The organism is Anaerocolumna jejuensis DSM 15929, assembly GCF_900142215.1.
In the GTDB taxonomy this organism is placed as follows: domain Bacteria; phylum Bacillota; class Clostridia; order Lachnospirales; family Lachnospiraceae; genus Anaerocolumna; species Anaerocolumna jejuensis.
The window spans coordinates 92628-108504 of sequence record NZ_FRAC01000020.1 but is presented as its reverse complement, the minus strand read 5'-3'; the positions used below and the strand labels follow the sequence as shown (position 1 = coordinate 108504).

General features: G+C 39.4%; 14 protein-coding genes. 5 read left to right on the top strand and 9 right to left on the bottom strand.

The annotated features are described in order from the left end of the window. Nucleotides 1-37 precede the first annotated feature (37 nt). From ilvD to BUB77_RS29215, 4 genes are all read right to left on the bottom strand, one after another. A complete protein-coding gene (gene ilvD / locus BUB77_RS18755) occupies nucleotides 38-1711 on the bottom strand; it encodes a dihydroxy-acid dehydratase (protein WP_073278376.1) in 1674 nt (557 codons plus the stop codon). A 283-nt stretch (nucleotides 1712-1994) separates the two neighbouring features. Beyond that, the gene (pepT, locus tag BUB77_RS18750; RefSeq protein WP_073278375.1) at nucleotides 1995-3233 is read right to left on the bottom strand and encodes a peptidase T; all 1239 of its coding nucleotides are present in this window, start codon (nucleotides 3231-3233) and stop codon (nucleotides 1995-1997) included. A gap of 158 nt (nucleotides 3234-3391) precedes the next feature. Beyond that, nucleotides 3392-3805 carry an EamA family transporter gene (locus BUB77_RS18745; RefSeq protein WP_073278374.1) on the bottom strand — a complete coding sequence of 138 codons (414 nt, stop codon included), beginning with the start codon at nucleotides 3803-3805 and terminating at the stop codon, nucleotides 3392-3394. 230 nt (nucleotides 3806-4035) lie between these two features. After that, nucleotides 4036-4998, bottom strand: a complete 963-nt coding sequence (locus BUB77_RS29215) for a GNAT family N-acetyltransferase (protein WP_084124450.1) — start codon at nucleotides 4996-4998, stop codon at nucleotides 4036-4038. 388 nt (nucleotides 4999-5386) lie between these two features. Here BUB77_RS29215 and BUB77_RS18730 point away from each other — a divergent pair, with 388 nt between their 5' ends. From BUB77_RS18730 to BUB77_RS18720, 3 genes are all read left to right on the top strand, one after another. After that, complete coding sequence (locus BUB77_RS18730) at nucleotides 5387-5743, top strand: SdpI family protein (RefSeq protein ID WP_073278373.1); 357 nt, start codon at nucleotides 5387-5389, stop codon at nucleotides 5741-5743. Nucleotides 5744-5872: 129 nt separating this feature from the next. Beyond that, a complete protein-coding gene (locus tag BUB77_RS18725; protein ID WP_073278372.1) occupies nucleotides 5873-6916 on the top strand; it encodes a helix-turn-helix domain-containing protein in 1044 nt (347 codons plus the stop codon). A gap of 377 nt (nucleotides 6917-7293) precedes the next feature. Beyond that, entirely contained in the window at nucleotides 7294-8160 is an 867-nt protein-coding gene (locus BUB77_RS18720) for a DegV family protein (RefSeq protein ID WP_073278371.1), read from the top strand. Nucleotides 8161-8497: 337 nt separating this feature from the next. Here BUB77_RS18720 and BUB77_RS18715 read toward each other — a convergent pair whose 3' ends face one another. Then, on the bottom strand, nucleotides 8498-8959 hold the full coding sequence (locus tag BUB77_RS18715) for a GNAT family N-acetyltransferase (RefSeq protein WP_073278370.1): 462 nt from the start codon (nucleotides 8957-8959) through the stop codon (nucleotides 8498-8500). A 371-nt stretch (nucleotides 8960-9330) separates the two neighbouring features. Between BUB77_RS18715 and BUB77_RS18710 the strand changes: the two genes are divergently transcribed. Continuing rightward, nucleotides 9331-10599: a DNA polymerase Y family protein gene (locus BUB77_RS18710; RefSeq protein ID WP_073278369.1), complete on the top strand. Its 1269-nt coding sequence runs from the start codon at nucleotides 9331-9333 to the stop codon at nucleotides 10597-10599. Nucleotides 10600-10612: 13 nt separating this feature from the next. Further along, nucleotides 10613-10927 carry a hypothetical protein gene (locus BUB77_RS18705; protein WP_073278368.1) on the top strand — a complete coding sequence of 105 codons (315 nt, stop codon included), beginning with the start codon at nucleotides 10613-10615 and terminating at the stop codon, nucleotides 10925-10927. Nucleotides 10928-10978: 51 nt separating this feature from the next. Here BUB77_RS18705 and BUB77_RS18700 read toward each other — a convergent pair whose 3' ends face one another. The 4 genes from BUB77_RS18700 to BUB77_RS18685 all read right to left on the bottom strand — a co-directional run bounded on the left by BUB77_RS18700 (nucleotide 10979) and on the right by BUB77_RS18685 (nucleotide 15857). Continuing rightward, nucleotides 10979-11629 carry a hypothetical protein gene (locus tag BUB77_RS18700; RefSeq protein WP_073278367.1) on the bottom strand — a complete coding sequence of 217 codons (651 nt, stop codon included), beginning with the start codon at nucleotides 11627-11629 and terminating at the stop codon, nucleotides 10979-10981. Between the two features lie 123 nt (nucleotides 11630-11752). Continuing rightward, the gene (locus BUB77_RS18695) at nucleotides 11753-12271 is read right to left on the bottom strand and encodes a hypothetical protein (RefSeq protein WP_073278366.1); all 519 of its coding nucleotides are present in this window, start codon (nucleotides 12269-12271) and stop codon (nucleotides 11753-11755) included. A 492-nt stretch (nucleotides 12272-12763) separates the two neighbouring features. Beyond that, a complete protein-coding gene (locus BUB77_RS18690) occupies nucleotides 12764-13522 on the bottom strand; it encodes an ABC transporter ATP-binding protein (protein WP_073278365.1) in 759 nt (252 codons plus the stop codon). A 4-nt stretch (nucleotides 13523-13526) separates the two neighbouring features. Beyond that, entirely contained in the window at nucleotides 13527-15857 is a 2331-nt protein-coding gene (locus BUB77_RS18685) for an ABC transporter permease (RefSeq protein WP_073278364.1), read from the bottom strand. Nucleotides 15858-15877: the final 20 nt, after the last annotated feature.

Here is a 15877-nt window from a genome sequence, read left to right as displayed (position 1 = left end):
TACCTCTCTTTAAGCCTTGTCATTTGAAAATCATTCTTTAAAATCTGCCGGGAACCTCCAAAATAGCCCCTTTGCTGGCTGATGTTACCAGTGCGGAATATCTGGCCAGATAACCCGTTGTTATTTTAGGCTGCTTAGGCTGCCATTTCTCCCTGCGCTTTGCCAATTCCTCCTCGGAAAGGGCAACATCTAAGGAGTTCTTAGTAATATCTATCTGAATAATATCTCCTTCTTCCAGCAAGGCAATATTTCCGCCTACGGCAGCCTCCGGACACACATGTCCGATGCAGGCTCCCCTGGACGCACCCGAGAATCTTCCGTCCGTTATCAAAGCTACACTGGAGCCAAGCCCCATTCCCATAATAGCTGAGGTCGGATTCAGCATTTCTCTCATGCCCGGTCCTCCCTTGGGACCTTCATAGCGGATAACTACTACATCTCCCGGATTGATCCTGCCGTCCTTTATGGCAGCGATAGCATCATCTTCACAGTCAAATACTCTGGCCGGCCCTTCATGCTTTAACATCTCAGGAGCTACCGCAGACCTTTTTACAACTGCAGAATCCGTTGCAAGATTACCCTTCAATATAGCTATTCCGCCTGTTTCACTATATGGATTATCGATGCTTCTTATGACATTGGTGTCCAGATTTTGGCACCCTTCTATGTTCTCGCCGACGGTATTACCGGTTACTGTAACCAGCTCCGTTTTAATAAGGCCTTTTTTATTCAATTCATTCATAACGGCATATACTCCGCCGGCTTCATTCAAATCTTCTATATATACATGGCCTGCCGGTGCCAGATGGCAGAGATTGGGAGTCTTTGCACTGATTTCATTTGCAATCTCAAGATTTAATTCCACTCCCGCTTCATGGGCAATGGCAGGTAAATGCAGCATACTGTTGGTAGAACAGCCAAGAGCCATATCCACTGTCAGAGCATTCATAAAGGCATCCTTTACCATAATATCCCGGGGTCTTATATTCTTTTCAAGAAGCTCCATTATTTTCATGCCGGCATGCTTTGCCAGACGTATTCTCTCAGAATAGACAGCAGGAATCGTTCCGTTTCCCTTAAGTCCCATTCCCAGTACTTCTGTCAGGCAGTTCATACTGTTAGCTGTATACATACCGGAACAGGAGCCGGCGGTAGGGCACACCTTACAGGCATATTCCTCCACCTCTTCTTCTGTCATCTTTCCTGCGGTATAGGAGCCTACAGCTTCAAACATACTGGAAAGGCTTGTTTTCTCACCCTTTACCCTGCCTGCAAGCATAGGACCTCCGCTTACGAAAATAGTAGGGATATTTACTCTGGCAGCTGCCATTAACAGTCCCGGAACATTTTTATCACAATTGGGTACCATTACCAGTGCATCAAAGGCATGTGCCATTGCCATTGCTTCTGTGGAATCCGCAATTAAATCCCTGGTAACAAGAGAATATTTCATTCCTGTATGTCCCATGGAAATTCCGTCACATACGGCAATAGCCGGAAATACAATAGGGGTACCGCCTGCCATGGCAACTCCCATCTTAACGGCATCCACAATTTTGTCCAGATTCATATGTCCGGGGACAATCTCATTGTAGGAGCTGACAATACCAATAAGAGGTCTGTCCAGTTCCTCCTTGGTAATGCCCAGGGCATTAAAGAGAGATCTATGGGGAGCTTGTTGAATTCCTGTTTTCACTGAATCACTGTTCATAGCAATACCACCTTTACTTTTATTTTGTCTTATTAACGCTGGAATGTATAAAATTACGATGTTTCCGTATATAATAACTTAATTTATATAAAAAATCAATATTAAAATCTTAGTTATCAAAACTTTTCATATAATAAAAGTTAACTTTATAATTACACACTTTCTTTTCTCTCTATTTCAGAACATTTAAAACAAGGCATAAATTTTGCAAAAAAGAAGTATCTTCCAAAAAACACCTTAAATGTCTTTGGAAAATACTTCTTATCTTATTTGTTAAAGGAATTTATTTTAGATTATCTTCTGTTGCATATATTTCCACAATTTTTAATAAAATTTCAACAATTTTCTCCATGGACTGTACCGGTACATATTCGTACCTTCCATGAAAATTATTGCCGCCTGCACAGAGATTCGGGCAGGGAAGTCCCATATAGGAAAGCCTTGCTCCGTCTGTACCTCCGCGGATGGGAACCACCACCGGAGTTACACCCACCTCTTCCATGGCACGTTTGGCATTGTCAATTAAGTGCATGTGGGGCTCTACTTTTTCCTTCATATTATAATAGGAGTCTTTAACTTCTACCTTAAAGGTTCCTTCCCCGTATTTTTCATTCAGGTATTCTCCGATTTTAAGAAACCTTGCCTTCTTGTCCTCAAACTGTCCCTTGTCATGGTCACGGATGATATATACAGCCCTGGCAGAATCCACAGTTCCCTCCAATGCATTTAACATATAGAAGCCTTCATAATTATCCGTATACATAGGATTTTCGTTAACGGGAAGCATATTTTGGAACTCCATGGCAAGAAGGAGTGCATTCAGCATCTTATTCTTGGCACTTCCCGGATGGATGCTCACTCCCTGTATCTGAACCTTTCCCGCTGCTGCGTTAAAGTTCTCGTATTCAATCTCTCCCAGCTCTCCGCCGTCAATGGTATAGGCAAAGTCTGCCCCAAAGCCTTCCACATCAAAGAAATCAACACCTCTTCCAACTTCCTCATCGGGCGTAAAACCAATCTGAATGGTTCCATGCTCAATCTCAGGATGCGCAAGCAAAGTTTCAGCCATCGTCATAATTTCAGCAATGCCTGCTTTGTCATCCGCTCCAAGCAGAGTAGTACCATCGGTTACAATAAGATCTTTTCCTTTTGATAAAGTTAAGACCGGATAGGCCTCCGCATTCATGCGGATGTTCATCTCTTCGTTTAGTACAATTTCACCGCCGTCATAGTTCTTTATAATCCTTGGCTTTACATCCTTACCGCTTAAGGCATTGGAAGTATCCATATGTGAAACAAAGCCGATGGACGGCAGCTTTTTCTTCGTATTAGCCGGTATGGTGGCATATACATAGCAATGGTCCGAGAACCTTACATTCTCCGCTCCCATATCCTTCAATTCTTTAACAAGCATTTCTGCCAGGTTTCTTTGTTTTTCCGTACTTGGTACATTTTCCACATCATCCTGGGATTGAGTGTCTACTTTGACATATTCCAGGAATCTTTCTGCTACATCTTTCATATTAATAACCTTGCCTTTCTTACAGCCTGCAAGCCTTGAGCCCCAGGTACAAATTTGCGTGTGAAAATTGCTTTTTCATTTTCACACTAATATCTTTTTAACTTTATTTCTGCCTTAATTCTGAAAAGCCTGCAGACTTCCTTATTTAATTTATTAACTTATAATACCAGTACCAGCATACCAAATGTTATCAGTACGCCGCCTGCGATAGTTTTAGTATTTAATGGTTCTCCAAGGAATAAAAATGCCAGCACCATGGTTATTACAACACTAAATTTATCCACCGGTACCACTTTTGACGCATCTCCGATCTGAAGTGCCTTAAAATAGCATAACCAGGAAAGCCCTGTTGCTATTCCCGATAATATAAGAAATATCCAGCTTCTTTGCGTAAGGTTTGGAATCTCTTTATATTTTCCGGTTAAAAATACTATGAGCCATGCCATGAACAGGACTACAATGGTCCGAATGGCAGTTCCTACATTGGAATTCACGTTTTTCATACCGGTCTTGGCCAATATGGATGTCAAAGCCGCAAAAAACGCTGACAAAAGTGCATATACTATCCACATTTTACTATCTCCCTTCCTGGTATCTATTGTATACAATCCTCATGGATTACACAAGTATTTTTTACCAGATATATGATTCCTCCTAATCCCATGCATAACACAAGCTTGCTTGTGTTACTGCTTAAATAGCAAGATTAAAAATGCACCGAATTATCAATCTAATCCCCATGTATACGCAAGCCTGCTTGCAATACTGCTTAAATAGAAATTTGAAAAATTCATTACCTTTATCACTCTAATATCATCTCAAATTCCAGCTCATGAAGAATAGGAATTCCATCAAAGCCTGTCAATGGTATCTGAGGTTTTATTTTTCTGGACTCGCTGATGGCATTCCTATGAACAGCTGCCAGATCAAATCCTCTTTTTTGATAAAACCTTATGGCTTTGGTATTGTCATTAGTTGTAATAAGAAATACTCTTTGACAGCCTTTTTCCCTGGCAGTACCGATTAGATGCTTTATTAAAAGAGTTCCGATTCCTCTGTTTTCCGAGAAGCTGTCAAGGGATACAATTTCACATTCCTTCTCTGATATGTGGTAAGTGATAATTCCAATGATATTACCATGCTCTATGGCTAGAAATCCCGGCAGCTCTTCTGCTCGATGGATTTTTCCTTTCGTTACAATAATATCGCTGCCCCAATTATCACTTATGGCATTCACAACAGCACTTCTGTTGCCTTCGTGAATTTCAATCATTTCAACCGGATTATCGTATTTCTCCTTTTCAAGCTTATAATAGGACAAAATTTCATCATCATGAGTGTGTTCAAAGCCTATTTTCTCCAGTACATGTCTGCTTCTAAGATTCCTGTGTACGGCATCCGCATAAATAGTGTCCATACCTAGCTGATGAAAAGCATATGTAATCAGCAATTTTTCGGCTTCCGTACCAAAGCCTTTGTTTTTTACAGCATCATTTGTTAATATGATACTCAAAGTCGCGCATTTTTTAACAGCATCCATGCGCTTTAACTGTATCTCTCCTATTATCGTATCTCTGTAAGAAATGGCAAAGAATACCCTTGTGGCATCCAGTACCTTATTTTGATAATACGACTCTATCCTTTCTTTATTATAATTGAAAGCATCCTCTGTCATCATCGGGTCCGGAATATATTGTTTATAAACCTCATGACAATGTTCCAGGGTATATGGAACCAGTAAAATATTTTCTCCCTGCAGTATCATAATTTGCCTCCTATATAAAAGTTAATTCAGTTTTCTTTCAGGTTTTTTTCTTTCTGTATTTTTATTTCTGCATTTCTTTTTTTGTATTTTTGGATTTCTATTTTGTATTTTTATTTTTGTATTTCTATTTTAGCATGAAAGCTTTATATTTACGTTTTTGAATTTCCATCGTAAATATTATACTATAAAGCACAATATCACACTATATCATTTTCTTATTTAGCCTTCTATAGTAATAAATCAGCCTTTGATATATAATGAATTCAGTTAATCTTCATACAGCCATGCCTTCCCGGCACACCGCAAGATTGGGCCGAGGATTTCACAGGCACTTGTATGAATTATTCTTTTCAATAGTTCACACTAAACATTTAAGGAGGAGTTCATTATGGATAATATCATTATAAATGTTTGGTTGTTCATAGCCATTCCTTTACTTATGAGTATTGTATGTATTTCGATGGCCAATTCTAAGGGGGATAACCGCAACAGCGGAGCCGGTTACAGGACAAAGCGTTCCATGGAGTCTCCGGAGAATTGGAATTTTGCCAACCGGACATTCGGTTATTACTCTATTGGGATTTTGATTATGGAACTTACTGCTCTTGTATTGGAACATAAAGTTTTAATACCAAAGAAAATCATCCTGACTGAGCAGATTTTTTACATCAATATCATTTTACTGATTGCAGGTACTGCAATAGGTATTATTATAATTGAACTACGGCTTAGAATGAAAAAATAGCACAACACCTCTGAAAAGCCCATTTTATCGCAACTGGCTTAACAGTCGAGTCCTAATATACCTCATTTTTATTGACCTATCTGGAAGAATAGGATATTTTAATACTAACAAACAGTATGGAGGTAAGTAATGGAAGACAAAAAATCATTTGGAGACTACATTACCAAAAGAAGAAAAGAAGTTGGATTGACCCAAAGAGAATTTGCAGAAAAACTATTTGTAACAGAATCAGCCGTATCAAAATGGGAAAGGGGAATCTCTTATCCTGATATTGCTTTAATTCGTGACATCTGCGAAATTCTTAATATAAGTGAGCATGAGCTGCTGACTGCCAGTGATGATGTTCAAAGCAGAAATTCTGAGAGGCTGGCAAATAAGTACATCCGAATGGTCAATACCTATAAAAATATCCTGATATTCTTATATGGTATATCCCTGGTAACCTGCTTTATCTGTAATCTGGCCGTTCAGCATAAGCTGTCCTGGTTTTTTATCGTAATGGCTTCAGAGCTTACAGCAATATCCCTTACTCTGGTTCCTGTTCTTGTTCCCACGAAAAAGGCCCTGCTTACATTAGGAAGTTTTACTTTGTCCCTCAGCTTATTATTGCTTATATGCAATATCTATACCGGGGGTGACTGGTTTATTATATCCTTTGTTTCTGTTATATTTGGCCTTTCACTGGTATTCCTGCCTTTTATTTTGCATAACATATATCTTCCCTCTGTGTTTTCAGATAAGAAGGCATTGCTGTATTTTACCACAGAATCGTTGCTGTTAATACTATTGATTTTCCTGTGCAGCCTCTATACCAAGGGCAGCTGGTTTTTCAGCCATGGTCTGCCAATAGCCGGTTTTTCTCTGCTGCTTCCCTGGAGCATTATGCTGCTTATCCGGTATGCCAGGATAAACATATTTTTCAAAACTGCCGGCTGCTTTGCTCTAGTCTCTGCCTTTGATTATACTTTTCAGGGATTTATGCACTTCATATTAAAGGATGGCAGCAGTCCGGATTTTCAATATGATTTTACCAATTGGAATGATGTTACGATAAATGGCAACATAAATATAATAGTCTTTCTTTTATTGCTTATTTTTGCAGTTCTCTTCCTTGCAGCCGGAATAGCCCAATGTCTTAATTTATTTCAGGTTAAGAAGGAAACTGAAAAATAAAGTAATATAATTTCTTCAGGAGTATTAGAATTTTTAGGTTTTATGGCCATATGTACTCCTTCTGTATTATATAAGGTATTAATTCTCTAAATAGTAACAAAGGTTAATGATATGCCCTTATATGAACTGCTTCATAATAAAGGCCCTGACACTGATCCTGCCATCTCTTTTGCTTTGGGATTGAAATCAGCCACAATAAAAAATAGCTTTGAGTGCTTCCTTGCTGCTTCTTCAAAATAGTGCAGTATTGTTTCCCTATGCCCATACTGCGCTTGAACAGCCCTTTCTTCTTTAAAAAAGCACACTTTTCCCAACTCAGAATGTATGAGTGCCGTAACACGCTCTAATTGATTTGAATGTTTTTGAAAGGAACTACTATGAAAAATAAAACAGATTTTGCGATTTTAGTTGATTCAGGTTGTGATGTACCGATAGAATATCAGGAAAAATACCCCATCTATGTTCTGCCGCTGTATATAAACTATAATAACACACTTTACAAAGACCGTATCGATATCACACCGGAAGAGGTATATGAAAAATTAGAGTTTGAAATTCCGAAAACATCCTTACCGAGTTATCAGGAGACAGCTGATACCTTTGAAAAGATATATGAAGATGGTTACAGTAAAATTATTGCAATACATATATCAAGAAATCTTAGCGGAACCTTGAATTTAGTACGGTTAGTAAGTGAAGAATATAAAGAAAAAGGAATCCTGACTTTTACTTTTGATACAAAAAATATTGCTATTGGAAGTGGTATGTATGCAATTTTTACAGCAAAACATATAGATGCAGGAAAAAATTATGAAGATACCGTACAATTGCTTAAATCAGCATATGGTAAATCAAGACTATTCTTCTGTGTTGAAACTTTGGAATTTCTTTATAAAGGCGGCAGAATCGGCCGTGCAGCTTCATTGGCAGGATCTGTGCTTAACCTTAAGCCTATTATAACTTGTGATGAGGAAGGAACCTATATAATTGCGGGAAAAGAGAGGGGAAGGAAAAAATGCATTGAAAAAGCGATTAATTTAGCAGAGGAATTTGCAGTAAGAGGAAAAAAAGCCGAGATTACAATAATGTGCAGCGGAAAGGTATTGGGTTTAGAGAAAATTAAAGAACGTTTGGAACAGCTAATTCCTAATTGCATTGTTACTATAAGGGGACAAATCAGTCCTGTATTAGGTGTACATGTGGGGCCTGGATTGGTCGGTATATCAATATTTATATTAGAATAATTTCTTAAAGAGGTGATGATATAAGTGACTGCTTATATTCCCTGTTCTTGTTTCCACCAAAAAGGCCCTGTTTACATTAGGAGGTTTTATTCTGTTCCTCTGCTTATTATTGCTTGTATGCAATATTTATACCAGGATAATCTTTCTTGTATTACTTATTTTTACAGCACTCTTCCTTGCAGCCGGAATAGTTCAATATTTTAATTTATTTCAGGCAAAAAAGGAGCATGAAAACAATAAATAAAACATGGCAGGAGGTGCATGCTGCACCTCTTTGCCATGTTTTACTCATTTCACTATGCTTTCGCTGAAAACTCCTTCGGTCTTATGTAAGATGTTAATTCAGGACCTTCATCATTAAACATTCATTTACCCCTTTTTTATATAAATCCGGGATAAGGCCGATTTCAACATATCCGGCACTCTTGTACAATTCTTTTGCTTTGGGATTGAAATCAGCCACTACCAGAAATAGCTTAGAGTTCTCCCCTGCTGCTTCTTCAAAATAGTGCAGTAATTGCTTTCCTATGCCCATACCGCGGTACTGTTCTTTTACCGCTATTATATGTAAATAGGGAAAACTATGGAACGCCCCCTTCGGCATTATCCAGATAAAGCCCAAGCAAATGGATTTATCATTTTCTGCCACATAAATTTCTTCTTTTGAAATACCTTCCTTTATTGCTTGAACAGCCTTTTCTTCATCCGAAAAATACACATTTCCCAGCTCAGAATGTATGAGTGCCAGGACGCAATCCTCCAAGTGCCTGCTTTCTCCCTTACTAATTTTAATATTCATTGCTGCTATCTCCCTCCAAACGAAGTGACACAAAAATAGCGCAATTCCCAGAACAGCCTGTTCTTACAAATTGTGCTTATTTTATATCCTCTTACCTGATATCTGATTAAACTCTCTTGATGATTATAAGTCCAATAATCACTTTATGCAACCAAAGGATTGTTATGCAGAGGGCTATTCCATCAAGCTAACATATTTTATGAAGAATTTCTTAGTGCCACTAAAAATCTAAACATATCAATCTTGAGTTCGAAACCAACAACATATATACTAACATACTACCATATACATATATTACCTGTTTACTTTCGAACATGTGTTTGCTATACTTATACAAACGCATGTTCTCATTGTTTGTGTGAGGTAGTAAAATGGAGAAAACAATATTTCATATTGATGTCAATTCTGCATTTCTAAGTTGGGAGGCAGTATATCGGATTAAACATCTAGGAGGTACCGTAGATTTACGTGACCAAATTTCTGCTGTCGGAGGGGATGAAGCCATGCGGCATGGGATTATTCTCGCAAAATCAATACCAGCCAAAAAATTTGGCATACACACTGGTGAAAGCATATTGGAAGCAAAGCAGAAATGTCCGGAGCTAATCCTGGTGCCTCCAAATTATGGACTTTATGAGCGCTCTTCCGCTGCTTTTATGAAAATACTGAGAGAATATACCCCTGATGTAGAACAATATTCCATCGATGAAGCCTTTATGGATATGACTGGGACGAAATGTCTATGGGGTGAACCTGTTACAGTAGCTAATATGATAAAAGACAGGATACATCGCGAGCTTGGATTCACCGTAAACATTGGAGTTTCATCTAATAAACTCCTCGCAAAAATGGCCGGAGACTTCAAAAAACCCGATCTGGTGCATACATTATATCCCCATGAAATAAAAGATAAAATGTGGCCTCTGCCTGTCAGTGAATTATTTTTTGTAGGCCGTGCCACTGCCAAAAAGCTTTTTTCCCTGGGAATCCATACCATCGGGGAATTGGCAAACACAGACCCTGATATATTAAGGGCTCACATGAAAAAGCATGGAGAGGTTGTATGGGGCTTTGCTAATGGATACGACTTTTCTTCCGTCGCATCTGAAGCTCCCCCACAAAAGGGCTATGGAAACAGCACTACCATCCCGTACGATGTTACAGATAAAAAAGATGCATATATTGTCCTTTTAGCTCTTGCTGAAACAGTAACGGCCAGATTGCGGAAAGCCAATGTTAAAGCAGAGGTTATTTCCATCGGAATAAAGGATTATGTATTTAATTACATGTCCCATCAAATGGTCTTGATGAGTGCTACTAATATAACGAAAGAAATTCACAAAATAGCATGCAAGCTTTTCAATGAAGCCTGGAACGGAGTACCTATTAGACATCTTGGTATACACACCAGCCGGTTAACGGATTATGATTTTACCAGACAGATTAACATGTTTGATACGGAAGATTATGAGAAATTAGAATATGCTGATTTAATGGTGGATGCCATACGCGGAAAATACGGAATAGATTCCATAAAACGTGCGGTATTCCTGGGAGGTCCAATTGACCATATGTCCGGCGGGATTTCCCGAGAAAAAAGAACCGTAGATTATTCAAAGCTTAAAATAGAAAACTCATGAAAGGAATGTCTTTATGTCTGCATTTGGAATTGGTATTAATACGCAAGGCACCGAAGCTGGGAAAATCCGTGGAATACAAAAAGAAATTGCCTGCGCCTGTTGGTTTACAAGTCAAGGAAAGCCAACACCTTACATGATAAAATTTAAGGATGACAATGATGAAATCCAGACTGTTAAAGAAATTTTCGTGAAGTATATGGAACAAAAGAAATACTCAGGAATTCCTTCATTAGAATATCTCTGCAATATTGTTATAAACAATATCCAGCATGAGGTTAAGCTCATATTTTTCCAAGACGAATGTAAATGGATAATGACTTTTTTATAATATTATCCCGGAGGAATAACCTCCGGGTTTTTAATGCTGCTCTCTAAATAACTAATCAACTGCCTCATATAATTTATCATCTTTATAAATATAATCATTAAGTAATCCCGCAGTACCATAAGGCGCATATATATGATTTTCGGGAGAAATATACATGTTTTTCAGTCCGTACGCTGCACCAACATAAATGACAGGGATATCATCAAAGTCAGATACACGATAAATTAAGCTTGTTTCATCCGCACTCATATCCCCAAGAGAAAGAATAATTTCTTTTACGCCATCATGATCTAAATCATAACAACTTAATTGAAAATAATAATCCTCATTAGGTTCTTCCCTATCATCAAATGCACTGCTATTTTTTAATGGGTCATTTACAATTAAATCAAGCAGATTAACGCATGTCTTCTCATTATAATACATTATTTCCGTGCCCTTTGGATTCCCAAGCCTTATAGTAAACTTTTCATTTATTTCATCCTTATTAATATCGGCTTCCATATAAGCATTACTCCCATCCAGGGTAATGTCTTTTCCCTTAATGTATATATAATCGTTTGTATGGGTATCAAATAAAATATCATTTCTAAAAGTAAAATCTTTGGTGACTTCTTTTTGATTTGTACTAATTTCTTTTTTACTGCACCCACATAACAATAAAATAGCTAAAGATAAAATTAATAATCTCTTCACTCCCATTTAATTTCTCCCATAGTGTCTTTTTTTCGGGATTTATAGGCCTGAGGCAGCGCCGGGATACCCAGCTTTCCAGACCTCCACCCCTTATGATACATAACCTTACGATTCCGCCAATATTATTTCTCATCTATTGTTTTTTATATAATCTTTAAAATAAGAAATAAATGGATTATAATATTGTTGCATTTCTTTGATTTCAGGATAAAATTCATTATATACTTTCTTATTTTGTACTTTCTCCAACTTTAATGAAAATTCTGTATCTTCATAATCATTCAACATAGTGTAAAAGTAACTGCAATCTACTTTTGCGTCATTACCATCCGTATATTTACCTGCATTTCCTAAAAATGTTGCCCATGAAATTTCATTTCTCTCGTATCTTATAAATAAACATGCTACATATAAATCATTATTTGTGTCAAACTTTTCAAAAGGCTCAGAGTATACATAATAATTTACAATACGAACAGCATTAGGAATATACTTAGTGGCAGCGAGTTCAATTATCCAAAATGGTGGTTCATTATACTGGTCAATTATTTCTTCGCACCATAAATCATAATGTTTATACCAAATCAACCTTGATTCTAACATTAGTCCTAGCTTATGTGCAAAATTTTTATTAAGTTCGAATTTCAATAATAACACCTCTCAGTTCCAGATGGTAATAAGCGATTTATCTGAAAATAGTTAATTCGTAATAGATAACGATTGTGAAAATTATTAGTCGATATTTATTATCATACATTATATCATAGTTACCACTAATTTTCTAAATCATATTTATTACCTTGTTTCAAAGCCATTCATGTTATTTCATGTAATCTTATGCTATCTCTCATTGTCTAATCCAAAATACAAAAAAGCGCAATCCCTGAAAAGCCTTGATTTTCTTAGGATTACGCTCGTATTAATCTTTGGAACGATAACGTATTTCGCTATATTCTCATAATTTTTATCTTCCAAAAAATTTTTCATTTTCTATAGACACTTTAATTATATCACCATTGAAAAGCTTATACGCATTTGTTAGTACCTTTTTATCATCACCTAAGTACTCAAATATAGTTACAATTACAATATGTTTTAGAAGAGTAATTGGATAGATCTATTTGGGCTTTTTAATTGCAGCTAAATACCCATGGCCGCCATCTCAGCAAGTATCTTTTCCCCTCTTGTCTCCATACCTCTGCCGCTGAACTTTTGCAGCGGCAATTCGGAAACGATGTTCCCGTCCTTCGTAAACAGGACTCTGTCAGCTCTGGCCGCGACTTTTGCGTCATGTGTCACAAGCAATATGGCTGTACCCTCCTTGTTGATCTCCACCAGCAGCTCCATGATTTCCTCCGCCGATTTTGAGTTGAGCGCGCCGGTAGGCTCGTCGGCAAAGAGAATCTCCGGCGCATTCATCAGGGCACGGCAGATACCGGCTCTCTGGAGCTGGCCACCCGAAACCTCAGTGGTATCCCTGTTTTCAAGCCCGGCAATCCCCGTTTTCTTCATCAGGGCCTTGGCTTTTTGCGTGAGTTTCGCTGTATTCTTTTTTCCCTCATGCATGGCGGGAAGGATGATATTATCCAAAATATTTAAGTTTTTCAGCATAGTGGGCTGTTGAAATACAAAACCCATTTTTGTCCGGCGAATATCTGCAAGCGTGTTTTCGTGGAGTTTCGATAATTCAGTATCGCCAAATTTCACTGACCCGCTTGTAATCTCGTCCATGCCGCTGAGCGCAAAAAGCAGTGTGGATTTCCCAGAACCGGATGGCCCCATTACGGCAACAAACTCTCCTTTTTTGATTTCCACATTTACTCCGTTCAATGCCTTGGCCTGCTCATTATCTTTGCCAAAGATTTTCACAATATTTTGACCTGCAATGATACAATTCATAATGTTAAGCCTCCTTAATATGTTCAGAAATTTTTAATGTCTGGATGCCGGAAATGCCCAGTATGGTAGCAGCAATGGCACAGCCCGCAATCAGCAGCGGCGAAACAAGATAGGCAAACCACGGGTTTACTACAAAATGAAAGGCTGCTGCGCCAAAGGAAGAAACGATTGCCACACCGACAAGCTCTCCCAGAGTGTTTGCCAGAATCGTGCCGATCATTATGCCCAATGCCAGCACGGTAATAGAGCGAGTAAAATACTGTCTGCGAATATCCGCACTGGTGAAGCCCATTGATTTCAGTATGGCGATCGAATAACGGTCTTTCGCCACCAGCATTTTCATAAACAGCACCGTAACCAGTAATATAAGTAAGGCAGTTGCCCCGATAGCAGCAACGGAAGCCATTTGAATTGCATCCCGTATTGAGCCGAACATTTGCTCAATGCTTTCATTAATGCTGGTAACCTTGGCAAAGGAGAATTCTTCTCTGTACTGTGAAATTGCCGTTTCTACACTCTGGCGGTCACGAAATGTGACTGCAATGCCGGTGCTCAAAACCTTCCCGCTATTTGTGTCAAAAACAGCTTGCGCTGTTCGGCCTCCGTTGGTGACATCCGAATAAATTCCGCAGACCGTCAGGCGCTTTTCCGTGCCGTCAACAACTAAAATGATATCATCTCCAACCTTTTTTTTAAGGTCTTCGGCATTGAGGACGGAGAGGGCAAGCTCTGATTCCGATTGCGGCGCACGGCCTTTAGCGTAGGTGATAGGAAAGACGGAATAGTCACCAAATGCCACCTGCAGCTTCTCCATTGTGCCGTTGTCCGCTTTCCGGTCTAGCATCCGGCTGGTGAACAAAGCATACTTGTCAACATTTTTGTCCGCCGCCAGCACACCAGCAATCTCCGCCGACTTCCCCGCAACGGCCTCCGTCTGAGTCCGCATCACCCCAATATGAGCGTCGCAAATGCCCATTCCCATATAGGTGATGAAGCTTTTGGCAGTGATGGTGCTGACGATATTTTGCGGCACAATCATAAGGAAGGAGGAAATGACCAGCACCATCAGCATTGTGACATACAGCTTTTTTCGGGAAAGAACATCCTTGATTCCAAGAAAGACATTCCGGGAAAAAAGCTTGTTGTGACTCAGCCGGAAGCCTCTGGCCGATATCGATTTTTCCTGCGGTGCGCCGAACCTCACTGCCTGCACCGCGGATATTTTACGGAAGCGCCCCAACATGCCATTCACATACAGCATGACAGCCCCGCAGATTACCACCGTTCCTAAAAGACCCCAGAGTAAGCCGGGTAACGGGTTTCCGCTTTCGCCCATGTACAGGCGGATGTTTTGCATGAAAGGCGCTTGAAGCGGCAGGGAAGCCAGAAAGCCCAGCATACAGGCCGCCCCTGCAATGGCGCCATATTTCGCAAGGTAGAGTTTTTTAATGTGCGATACCCGCATCCCAACAGCCTTCAGTACGCCGATTTCCTTATAATCCTCTTCAATTTTAGCCAACAGTGTAAAACGAATGCACAAAAATGCCACAAGGATAACAAGGATGCCTATTAACACCAGCACGGCGATCATGATGCCGTCCGTAATGCCATTTATCATTTTTACTTGATTGTAGGTGATTGCAGGCGGGCCGTTTGCAGGAAGCCCTGCATCAAGATAGGCGGCCTCAAAAGCCGGGAAGGAAATGTGCTTTTCCAGCCGGAACTCAATCAGGTATTCCAACTGTCCAAATTCACGGACTCTTTCAAAATCTACTTGGTTCACGAGAAACCGCTTGGAGCTTACCAACCCCGCATTCATGGCAGAATCCCGTAAAAACCCCGCGACGGTAAAGGAAATGCCGTGGATTGTCACCGTATCGCCAAGTGCCACGTTTCCTTTCTGCATATAATAGATGGGGACATAGATTTCGCCGTCGGCCGGATGGATGACTTCGCCATTTAAGTTAAGTAAGAAGTCAAATTTTTCGCCCTGTACAGAAAGGCCGTTGTCCTGTATGCTTCCGGCAAGAGAATTGTCCCCAATGACAATGTCCGCACCCTCGATGTTGAGGAATTTAAGTACCTGATAATTCTCTACGTTATCATTAGCGTCCGCGAAGCTTTTCAGCTGTTCCATATCTACGTCGCCTGTGTGCATCTGCATATAATGAAACGACTTTGCCGAAAGAAGCATGTTGTCAATAGCACCAAACAGGTTTACTGTCAGCGATGCGGCCAAAGCGGTCAGCATGGCGGCAACGAGGATAAACGCCATAATCGTGGCTGTAATCAGTTTACTTTTTCGTATATCGTTTTTGATTATTTTTTGATACATATCAACCTTCTGTCTTTCTG